Below are 8362 nucleotides of genomic sequence, written 5' to 3'. Positions count from 1 at the left end.
GCCTCCGATTGGGGCAGTTTTTAATTATGGTTAATGTGATTTTTGCCAATCTGTTGATTGGAGCGGAAGGCGCGAAGACTCCTGCGGGAGTACGGGGCAGGGGAGACCCCACAGGCGCCAAAGCGCCGAGGAGGCTCCCTGGCACGCCCGCGGAAAGCGAAGCGCCTGGAGCGCAAATCAATAGACATGTTGAAAGACCTAAAATTAATAATTTTTTTAAAAAAGTTAGTGAATGAAATAAAAGGCTATACAAAGATTTTCGCAAGCTTGTCCAAGGGGATTGCCTTGGTTATTTTTGTTTTTTCTAGTGTCAAGATAGGAAAAGTTTGAATTATCGTATAAAATAAAACTTATTATCATGTTGTTAAGGGGTATATAAGAAATGATTAAAACAGCTAATCCAAATGAAACGATACAAACACTTAAACAAAAAATTGTTTCTATAAATGAGTATTTATTGGGACAAGAGGACCTGCATCATGCAGAAAAGGTGAAGCAACTAGCCAAAAAATTAGAAAATCGTGAGTTCACGATTGCCTTTTGCGGTCATTTTTCTGCCGGAAAATCGACGATGATAAACCAGGTCGTCGGCGAAAATTTGCTTCCATCAAGCCCAATACCAACTAGCGCCAATCTAGTGAAAGTAAAGTCTGGGGAGGAATACGCCAAGGTGTTTTTCAAAAATGAAAAACCAAGGCTTTATTTAGCCCCGTATGATTATGAATTGGTCAAAAACTATTGCAAAGACGGGGACAAAATTGAGGAAATTGAGATTAGCCACAGTGATTCCCATTTACCGCCTAATACGGTGATTATGGACACTCCTGGTATCGATTCAGCTGATGATGCTCATCGAATAGCAACCGAATCAGCGATTCATCTCGCCGATCTTATTTTTTATGTGATGGACTATAATCATGTTCAAGCGGAGTTAAACTTCTTGTTTACAAAAGAACTTACCGAAGCTGGTAAAGAAGTATATTTGGTCATCAACCAAATCGATAAGCATAAAGATGAAGAATTAAGTTTTTCAGAATTCCAAAAAAGTGTTGTCGATTCGTTTGCTTCATGGGGGGTAAAGCCTGCGAGGATTTTTTATACTTCCTTAAAATATAAGGACAGCCCATTTAATGAATTTCTCGATCTTCAGGAATTCATTGCTGAAAAATTAGCGGCAAAGGATCAATTTCTGCTCCCATCTATTTTTCATTCTTTGAAAAAAATCACTCAAGACCATCTTGACGACTTAAAAAAAGCAGAAGAAGAGAAGCTTGCTCCAGCCATGGAATTATTAAATGAGTTACCCGATCAAGAAAAACAGACATTGTCAGCATCCTATCAAAATATCACTTCTGATTTAAAGAAATTAAAGGAAGGAGTAGGTGATAAGGATGATGATTTCGATCATGAAATAGCCCAAATTATGAAAAATGCCTATCTCATGCCGTTTCAAACAAGGCATTTGGCCGAAGGCTATTTAGAATCGTGTCAGCCAGAATTTAAGGTTGGATTCCTCTTCTCCAAACAAAAAACTCAAGAGGAGAGGGAAGCAAGGTTGAACCGCTTTTATCAAGATATACTTGATAAAACGAAATCACAGCTTGAGTGGCATTTACGAGAATATTTACTGCGGACCTTGAAGGAAACCAAGCTTGACCATGGGGAACTTCTAAGTTTGGCTCAGGGATTTTCGGTATCAGTCCCGCTAGAAAGTTTACAGAAAACTGTTAAGGCAGGTGCCCGTTTATCAGGAGAATATCTTCTTCATTATACAGAGGATGTCGCAAATGAAATAAAAAAGATTGCGAGAAATCAATTAAGTGAATTTAAGGCTCGTTACCTGGATTCTTTAACAGAACAAAATATCAAATTAAAGAACAAGTTCGAAAAGGAATATAGTAATGTTGAGAAATACGTAAACGCCTTATCAGAAATAACCAATTCTGAACAAAACTTGATGAATATCGAAAAACTCATTTCAGAAAAGCTGACCCAATCAGAAGACCTAAAAGAAGATTTTCATCACTTGTTTAACCAAAGGGAAGTAGAAGAATACGAATTGATCAAATCTGAAGGTGAAACCATCGTTGTAAATAACAACAGCAGCAAGCCTGTCCCTTCAGTCACAGAGATTCTTCCTCTTAAAGAAGCAAAATCGTTTCAGCCAATTGCAGAAAATCGTTTGCAAGTTACCATTGATCGCTTGCATCATACTTCAAAGCTGATTCAAAATCTGCCTGGTTTTAACAAGCTCTCACTAGAATTAGTCGAAAAAGCAAATAGATTAAATAATAAGGGCTTTACAGTAGCCTTATTTGGTGCATTTAGTGCAGGGAAATCTTCTTTCGCCAATGCCCTGATGGGGGAGAAAGTGCTGCCCGTTTCGCCCAATCCGACGACGGCTGCCATTAATAAAATCAAACCAGTAACAAATGAAACTCCACATGGAACGGTATTAGTGAAATTTAAAGAAAAAACCACCATGCTCGAGGATGTTAATCGCTCCTTGAAGGTTTTTGAGTTTCATGCTGACGATTTTGCTGAGGCTTCCAAGAGAATTAATCAAATTATGCTTGGGGAAGGTCAAGTAGGTGTTTTAGAAAAGACCCATTTTGCTTTTCTGCAAGCCTTTAATAAGGGCTATGATACATTTGTCAATCAACTTGGGACCATCATGGAAACAGATTTAACCGAGTTTCAAGAGTTTGTTGCAAAAGAGGAAAAATCCTGTTATGTCGAATGGATTGAGCTTTATTATGATTGCGAGTTAACACGGAAAGGCATTACCCTTGTGGACACTCCAGGAGCTGATTCCATTAATGCCCGTCATACAGGTGTCGCTTTTGATTATATCAAAAACTCAGATGCTATCCTGTTTGTCACTTACTACAACCATGCTTTTTCAAAAGCAGACCGTGAATTTTTGATCCAGCTCGGGCGTGTCAAAGAATCATTTCAAATGGATAAAATGTTCTTTTTGATTAATGCCATCGACCTTGCTGAAAATGAGGCAGAGAAGGAGGCAGTGGCCGCTTATGTGGGAGAACAGCTTGTTAAATATGGCATAAGAAATCCGCACCTCTATTCTTTATCGAGCCTGCTTGCTTTAAAAGAGAAAACCAGTCCAACACATGATGGAAGCTCTGGAATGGCCAATTTTGAAGAAGCGTTTTATCAATTCATTACAAATGACTTAACAGAAATGACTGTTTCTTCTGCAGAAACGGAGTTATCTCGTGTTCAAGGATTAGTGAACAAGCTAATTCAAAATTCAAAAGAAGACAAGTCAATTAAGGAACTAAAACGGCTTGAGATCGAAAAACAAAAGGCAGTTATTCAGGGATTGTTTGAACAACAAACACCTGAGGCTATTCAAGGCCGATTAAACCAAGAAGCGGATGAATTAGTTTATTACATCAAGCAGCGAGTATTCTTAAGATTTAGCGATTTCTTTAAAGAAGCATTTAATCCTTCAACTCTAAGAGACGATGGCCGCAATTTGAAAAAGGCATTGCAGGGTGCACTGGATGAATTTCTAGAAAGCCTTGGCTTTGATTTGGCCCAGGAAATGAGGGCAACAACCGTAAGATTAGACAGGTTTATCGAAAAACGCTTTGTTGATTATCAATTAGCAGTTACCAGGAAGTTTCTTGAAGTAAATCAAGACCTTTCTTTTTCGACGTTTGAAATTATGCATGGAGAGGATATTGATTTCCAAACAGCTTTTACTCGCTTAAATAATCAGCAGTTTTCCAAAGCAGTCTCGTATTTTAAAAATCCAAAATCATTTTTCGAAAAAAATGAGAAGAAGTTGATGAGTGAGGAACTTTATAATACTTTAAATCCACTTGCAGATGAATATCTAAAGCAGGAAACAATTCGTTTAAAGGAACATTATGATAGAAAATTAGCAATTGAATTTAGCCGTTTGTTAAGTCAAATGGAGGAGCAGGTGAAAGATTATTACCAAGGCCTCCTTGCTGCATTAGAAGGTGGAGTCTCCATTGAACTTTTGACCAAAATACAGGAGCAATTACAAAAATAATATGAAAATGGGGGGAAGATCTTGAAGTTTATCCTGGATAAAGAATGGTTACAAAAAAATTTACAAGCTAGCAATGTAAGAATTGTTGATTGCCGGTTTTCATTAGCTAATCCTGAGAAAGGAAGAGCAGAATATATAGCTGGCCATTTACCTGGTGCTGTCTATTTTGATCTGGAAAAAGATCTGTCAAGCCCTGTCCGTGAGCATGGCGGGCGTCACCCTCTGCCAGATTTAACTGAATTTGTCGATAAACTGGAAACTGCAGGAATTGATGGCGAAAAGGTGATTGTCGCCTATGATAATGGGGAAGGTGCATATGCTGGCCGGTTTTGGTGGCTTCTCCGTTATCTTGGACATGAAAAGGTTTATGTCCTTGATGGGGGCTATAAGCAGTGGCTGGAAGCTAATTATCCAACAACTACGGATCTGCCCTCCTTTGAGAAAGAAAAGCTTCAAATCCAATTAAAGCCGGAAATAATGGCGGATATTGAGGAAGTGAAAGAAGCAGCTTTAAAGAAAAACGAAAAAGTCGTTTTAATCGATTCACGTGAAGAAAAGCGGTATTTAGGCATTGAAGAACCCATTGATAAGAAAGCAGGCCATATTCCGGGGGCAATCAATAAACCTTGGATGGCTGGTTTAAATAATGGAAGCTATAAAGGGGAGGAAGAACAAAAAGAGCGGTTCTCGGATGTTGGGGCAGACAAGAAAATTATTGTTTACTGCGGCTCTGGGGTAACTGCTACACCAAACTTTCTTTCTTTAATGGAAGCCGGATATATCAATGTAAAGCTTTACGTTGGAAGTTTTAGCGACTGGATTTCCTATGAAGAAAATAAAATAGAATAAATTTTGACCTGAGATTATGTTATAATGGTGAACGTGTTGTTTTTTCTACCAACAATTTTAGGAGGTCAAAAATGAACAATATTCAAAAACCTTCACTTATGCTAGTTGATGGAATGGCCTTGTTATTCCGTGCTTTTTATGCAACTGCGGTTACAGGACAATTTATGATAAATTCTAAAGGAATTCCGACAAATGGAATTCATGGCTTTGTAAAGCATTTATTTACCGCTGTATCTTCTTTTAAACCAACCCACCTTGCCGTTTGTTGGGATATGGGCAGTAAAACCTTTCGAACAGAGTTATTTGATGCATATAAAGGGAACCGCGGCGAGGCTCCTGTTGAGCTTATCCCGCAATTTGATTTAGTAAAAGAGGTCGTTGCCTCATTTGACATACCTAATATTGGACTAGAAGGGTATGAAGCAGATGATTGCATCGGAACCATTGCCAATCAATCCAAAGAATATGCACAGGTTTCGATTTTGACGGGTGATCAAGATATCCTTCAACTCCTTGATGAGAGAATCTCCGTCATCCTGTTGAAAAAAGGCTATGGGAATTACCATGTACACACGCCGCAAACCTTTTGGGAAGAAAAAGGGATTACTCCAAGGCAGATGATTGATTTAAAAGCTTTAATGGGTGACCCTAGTGATAATTATCCAGGAGTTAAAGGAATTGGTGAAAAGACGGCATTAAAGCTTTTGCAGGAATTTGAACATGTTGAGGGAATTATCGCAAACTTGGACATGCTTTCTAAATCCAACAAAACGAAAATTGAACAGGATCTTGAAATGCTTCACCTATCGAGGAAGCTCGCAGAAATTAAATGCGATGTTCCTGTAAGCTGTACCTTAGATGAAGCTGGACTGAGAATTGAAAAAGAAAAAGCTTTAAATAAATTAATGGAATTAGAGCTTCGTGGCGTGCAGCGTTTGCTGCCGCTTGATGAAGCATATGTTTCCTAAAAACAAGTAAGGCTAATCTGGCTGCCTGTCTGTGGGCAGCCAGATTTTTAATCATTTTGTATTTTTCTTCTTGGCTGCGTTTTCTAATTTACTTTTCGGTTCCTCAGCAAATTCTGCATCCTGACCGTAACCTTGCGGATTCACACCGGGTGCTTTAACACCTCTACTTGCCCCGACTTTTTTACCCATAAACAATCACCTCCCATTATGTTAGTATCTCCATTAGGAATAATAAAACTCAGGCTTTCTAACAATAAGGGCAGAGGTGATAAAATGAACAAAGGTGTTTATTTAGCCCTTTTTAGCATTGGACTAGCACAAGGTGTGAAAATTCCTATCCACTATTTTAAAAAGAAGGAATGGCGTCCAGAGCTTTTTTTTGGGACAGGCGGGATGCCTAGTTCTCATTCAGCGGGCGTATCAACCTTAACAACGTATATTGCCTTGCAGCGTGGTCTGCCTACTGTTGATTTTGCTTTATCCCTTGTTTATGGGCTGATTGTCATGTACGATGCCCAAGGGGTAAGAAGGCAAACAGGGGAGCTAACCTTAAAGGTAAACTCAATGAATGATTTAATTGAAAAGATTCAAAAAGATGAAAGTGTAGAATTTAAAGAAGAGAAACCCAAAAAGCTGAAAGAAGTGTTAGGTCATCAGCCAGAAGAAGTAATTGGCGGAGCAATTCTAGGGGTTTTAGTGGGAATTTTAGGCCATAAATGTACAAAAAAGAATAGAAAAATCCCCAAATTTACGTTAAGATTCTAAAGGGACGCTTTTAGACTGCAGGGAGAGGGATGGAACGTAAATGCGGACGGTGGAAGATTATTTACACTTCTTGAAAGGAAAGGGATTTCAGTTTCAAGAGGATGCCATTGGTTTTATTTTTTTCGGGAAACATTATACAAATGCTTCCGATGAAATCATCAATACGGCAATTGAAATGACTTTAAAAGCGCAAAAAAGCTTTGATGGCAGTTTTTATGTTTCACTGCTGGAAACATTAGCTTCAAATAGGATTAAAACCAGAAGCGGCGCCATAAAGTTTATTAAAGAAAAAGAACTGCTTGCTTTATAAAGAAAAAAACTCCCTTCCAAAATGGAAAAGGGAGTTTTTTCATCCTTCAATACTCTTATTTTTTTTAAGGAAAGGAATTTTGTTAACCGGCATCTCCGCAAAGATCATTCCCATAAAAATAAGTATGCAGCCAAACAACGCACTAACGGAGAGGCGTTCATCTGCCCATAGATAGCCAGCAATTGCAGCGAAAACCGGTTCCATTGCGAAAATTAAAGCAACCCTTGTTGCTGAGGTATATTTTTGAAAATTGGTTTGAATGAAAAAGGCCATAGCAGTGGCAAAAACACTTGTTATAATTAAAGCAAGGATCACTGAATTTGATAATAAACTAGTCATGTTAAAGGATTTTTGCCAATCCTCAAAAAGAAATGAGGAGATTATCGATAAAACGGCAACGGTTGTAATCTGAATGACTGTTAATAAAAGTGATGGATACTTGCTTGAAAATTTACCAGTAAAAATGATATGCATGGCAAAACTAATCGCACAAATAAAAACAAATCCATCGCCAATAGTTAATGAACTTACATCCGTCATGGTCAGCATAAACAAGCCAAGTGTGGCGGTAATCACACCTAATACCGCATTCCGGCTGGGCATTTGCTTTAATAAAAACATTGAAAATAATGGAACTAATACGACGCTTAATCCTGTGATAAATCCAGCCTTTGAGGTGGTCGTATATAATAGCCCGATTGTTTGTGTCACATAGCCAAGGAACAGCCAAAAACCAATAAAGACCCCTGATTTAATTAATTTGAAATTCAAAAATTGTAATTGCTTTCTTTCAAAAATAAGCAGGCAGATAATGAGTAATATTGCTGCAATGAAGAATCGGATCCCGTTAAAAGCAAAGGGGGCGATAAAGTCGATGGCATTTTGCACTAATACAAAAGTAGTTCCCCATATTAAAGTGACAAGGAGCAAACTTAAATCAGCATAAATTGGTTTTTTCATGGTGTTAATTACTCCCCAATTTCATTTTTTTGAATGCCCTGTCTGGCAAGCTCATCAGCTGTTTTGTTTTCAGCACTTGGTATCCACTTCATAAAAAATAAATCAATCCGTTTAGCTAATTGCAATGCCGTTTCAAGTAAAGGAGAATAAAGTTTGTTTTTGACAAATTCTTTTTCAACAGCTTTGTTGACTAATTCGGAGTCAGTCCGAAAGGAAACAACAGAGTCAGCAAATCCCTTTTCTAAGCAAACCTCTAACGCTTTAATAAAAGCTTGAAATTCCGCTTCATGATTTGACATAACTCCAAGGGGAATTGAATATTTTTCAACTATTCCGTTTCCTTTAATGAAAATCCCTGCACCGCTAGGACCAGGATTACCGGCACTGGCTCCATCAATGTAGACCTCAATCAATTTACGATTCCTCCATCAATGTAATAATGAAAGTTTACCATATATTAAAACA

9 protein-coding genes are annotated in these 8362 nt (G+C 38.1%); 6 read left to right on the top strand and 3 right to left on the bottom strand.

The window, feature by feature from the left end; genetic code table 11:
* The 4 genes from ACIFOT_RS03200 to ACIFOT_RS03185 all read left to right on the top strand — a co-directional run.
* On the top strand, positions 1-236 hold a 236-nt coding region (locus ACIFOT_RS03200; protein WP_430061574.1), incomplete at its 5' end, for a hypothetical protein.
* Between the two features lie 146 nt (positions 237-382).
* Positions 383-4045, top strand: coding sequence for a dynamin family protein (locus ACIFOT_RS03195; protein ID WP_430061572.1), 3663 nt, complete (start codon positions 383-385; stop codon positions 4043-4045).
* A 21-nt stretch (positions 4046-4066) separates the two neighbouring features.
* The gene (locus ACIFOT_RS03190) at positions 4067-4894 is read left to right on the top strand and encodes a sulfurtransferase (protein WP_430061570.1); all 828 of its coding nucleotides are present in this window, start codon (positions 4067-4069) and stop codon (positions 4892-4894) included.
* Between the two features lie 71 nt (positions 4895-4965).
* A complete protein-coding gene (locus tag ACIFOT_RS03185; protein ID WP_430061568.1) occupies positions 4966-5862 on the top strand; it encodes a 5'-3' exonuclease in 897 nt (298 codons plus the stop codon).
* 51 nt (positions 5863-5913) lie between these two features.
* Here ACIFOT_RS03185 and sspL read toward each other — a convergent pair whose 3' ends face one another.
* Entirely contained in the window at positions 5914-6051 is a 138-nt protein-coding gene (sspL, locus tag ACIFOT_RS03180) for a small, acid-soluble spore protein L (RefSeq protein ID WP_289985394.1), read from the bottom strand.
* A gap of 84 nt (positions 6052-6135) precedes the next feature.
* On the opposite strand from sspL, the gene ACIFOT_RS03175 reads away from it, so the two are divergent.
* Together ACIFOT_RS03175 and ACIFOT_RS03170 are read left to right on the top strand one after the other, a co-directional pair.
* A complete protein-coding gene (locus ACIFOT_RS03175; RefSeq protein WP_430061566.1) occupies positions 6136-6627 on the top strand; it encodes a divergent PAP2 family protein in 492 nt (163 codons plus the stop codon).
* Between the two features lie 40 nt (positions 6628-6667).
* A complete protein-coding gene (locus ACIFOT_RS03170; RefSeq protein WP_430061564.1) occupies positions 6668-6937 on the top strand; it encodes a DUF6123 family protein in 270 nt (89 codons plus the stop codon).
* Between the two features lie 39 nt (positions 6938-6976).
* Here the strand turns inward: ACIFOT_RS03170 and ACIFOT_RS03165 are convergent, their stop codons facing one another.
* Positions 6977-7897 carry a DMT family transporter gene (locus ACIFOT_RS03165; RefSeq protein ID WP_430061562.1) on the bottom strand — a complete coding sequence of 307 codons (921 nt, stop codon included), beginning with the start codon at positions 7895-7897 and terminating at the stop codon, positions 6977-6979.
* 8 nt (positions 7898-7905) lie between these two features.
* Complete coding sequence (locus ACIFOT_RS03160; protein ID WP_430061560.1) at positions 7906-8310, bottom strand: RNase H family protein; 405 nt, start codon at positions 8308-8310, stop codon at positions 7906-7908.
* Positions 8311-8362 lie beyond the last annotated feature (52 nt).

The sequence above is a fragment of the Neobacillus sp. NRS-1170 genome (assembly GCF_050468025.1).
The sequence above is the reverse complement of the archived record's forward strand: the minus strand, read 5'-3'. Positions and strand labels throughout refer to the sequence as shown.

Bases quoted from the DNA above. Each gene is read 5' to 3' on its own strand.
- ACIFOT_RS03165 (WP_430061562.1), bottom strand. From the start codon at position 7,897: ATGAAAAAACCAATTTATGCTGATTTAAGTTTGCTCCTTGTCACTTTA.
- ACIFOT_RS03195 (WP_430061572.1), top strand. From the start codon at position 383: ATGATTAAAACAGCTAATCCAAATGAAACGATACAAACACTTAAACAA.
- ACIFOT_RS03175 (WP_430061566.1), top strand. From the start codon at position 6,136: ATGAACAAAGGTGTTTATTTAGCCCTTTTTAGCATTGGACTAGCACAA.
- sspL (WP_289985394.1), bottom strand. From the start codon at position 6,051: ATGGGTAAAAAAGTCGGGGCAAGTAGAGGTGTTAAAGCACCCGGTGTG.
- ACIFOT_RS03170 (WP_430061564.1), top strand. From the start codon at position 6,668: ATGCGGACGGTGGAAGATTATTTACACTTCTTGAAAGGAAAGGGATTT.
- ACIFOT_RS03185 (WP_430061568.1), top strand. From the start codon at position 4,966: ATGAACAATATTCAAAAACCTTCACTTATGCTAGTTGATGGAATGGCC.